At 54.5% G+C, this 1497-nt stretch carries 1 protein-coding gene and 1 pseudogene; both read left to right on the top strand.

Annotated elements, in window-relative coordinates; translation table 11 throughout:
* A pseudogene (locus Pla100_RS31400) lies at positions 1-331 on the top strand (four helix bundle protein); the annotation flags it as partial.
* A gap of 255 nt (positions 332-586) precedes the next feature.
* Positions 587-988 (top strand): hypothetical protein, encoded by a 402-nt coding sequence (locus Pla100_RS30255; protein ID WP_146583128.1) that lies wholly within the window; start codon positions 587-589, stop codon positions 986-988.
* Positions 989-1497: the final 509 nt, after the last annotated feature.

The following is a 1497-nucleotide window of genomic DNA, read 5'->3' as shown; positions in this document are numbered from 1 at the left end:
GGATCGTGCTCGTTTTTTCGACATCGCTCGCGGATCAGCCTTTGAATGCGCTGCGATCCAAGATGTGCTCGTTGTGTCCGGTGGATTGGATAACAAGACAAGCCGTGACATGAAGCTGAAGCTCAAACGAGTGGTCTCGATGTTGACTCGGATGGCGATCAAGTTTGACGGGGTCGGGGAGTCATCGGTAGACTACGCGGAATTGATCGATTACGAGCACGAGCACCGCGATGCTGAGCACAAGCACGAACGAAAGCCAGAACCAGGCCGTGCACCTAAGGACGGCTTGCGCGGTGTTACCAATGGAAACTCAATCGTCCGTCCCAGGTGACGGCGTCCGTTCTTCGATGCTGCAACGCTCGTCCCCGGCCCGAATCCACGTCCGAGTCAACGCTCGTTGAACACTGGTTCGTCCACGCTCGATACAATGACATCCGGCCAAACTCGTTCGAACTGTCGCCGTTGGGACACGACGAACTATCCGATCCACGGCAGCGGCCAAGACGCTATATTGGAACTTCAAACCTTTTACCGGCCGCTCCGTGATCGGCGGTGTTCTGTGACACAATCAATTCAGGCTTGCGCGATGACTCGACTCACCAATGAAACGCTTGCCGAGCATGCAGCGATGATTGCGGGCATAGCAATCATGCTGCTTGGATTGTCCTCGGCGGTGCCTGACATCGCATTTGCAACTGGCTTCGCGATGGCATTTGGTGGACTTGCCTTTTCGTTATTTACCTCAATGCATGAGTTGGATTTCCAGCTTCGGTTTCGCTATACACTAATGTCAACGTTGATATCCATCCTCGTGGCTGGAATGACCGCGTGGACGGTTTGGGACAATACGAAAACCGTCGTTTCGTTCCTTTCCGCAATTGGCTCGGCGGTTATTTGCTTTGCTTTCGTGTACTCATTTGCACGTTCATGGCTGAGTCGTCGTCGCACACCTTCTTGCGGTGTAAACTGTGAAAGCACAGAAAAATGACATCCACGGGAGGACGGCTTGCGCGGTTTTTGAAGTGGAGAGTCTTTTGTCCGTCCCCCGTGATGTCTGTCGTTCGTCGGTGCTGCAACGCCCGGCCCCGACTCGAATCCAGGACTGAATCAACGCTCATTGAACACTGGTTCGTCAACGTGCGATACACTGGCATGCGGCCAAACTCGTTCGAACTGTCGCCGTTGGGACACGACGAACTATCCGATACACGGCAGCGGCCAAGACGACTTTTTACAACTTCCAACTTTTCACCGGCCGCTCCGTGATCGGTGGTGTTCGTCGGTGTTGCAACGCCCGTCCCGGTCCCGAATCCAGGGCTGAACCAACACTCATTGAACAATGGTTCGTCCACGTTCGATACACTGACATACGGCCAAACTCGTTCGAACTGTCGCCGTTGGGACACGACGAACTATCCGATCCACGGCCGCGGCCAGGACGACTTTTTACAACTTCCAACCTTTCACCGGCCGCTCCGTAATCGGTGGTGTTCGTCG

It is taken from the genome of Neorhodopirellula pilleata, from assembly GCF_007859915.1.
Classification (GTDB): domain Bacteria; phylum Planctomycetota; class Planctomycetia; order Pirellulales; family Pirellulaceae; genus Rhodopirellula; species Rhodopirellula pilleata.
Note: the sequence above shows the minus strand (reverse complement) of the source record. Positions and strands in the feature narration are given on the sequence as shown.

What these genes read in the sequence shown, in the direction of transcription:
- Pla100_RS30255 (WP_146583128.1), top strand. Translation starts at nt 587, where the DNA reads ATGACTCGACTCACCAATGAAACGCTTGCCGAGCATGCAGCGATGATT.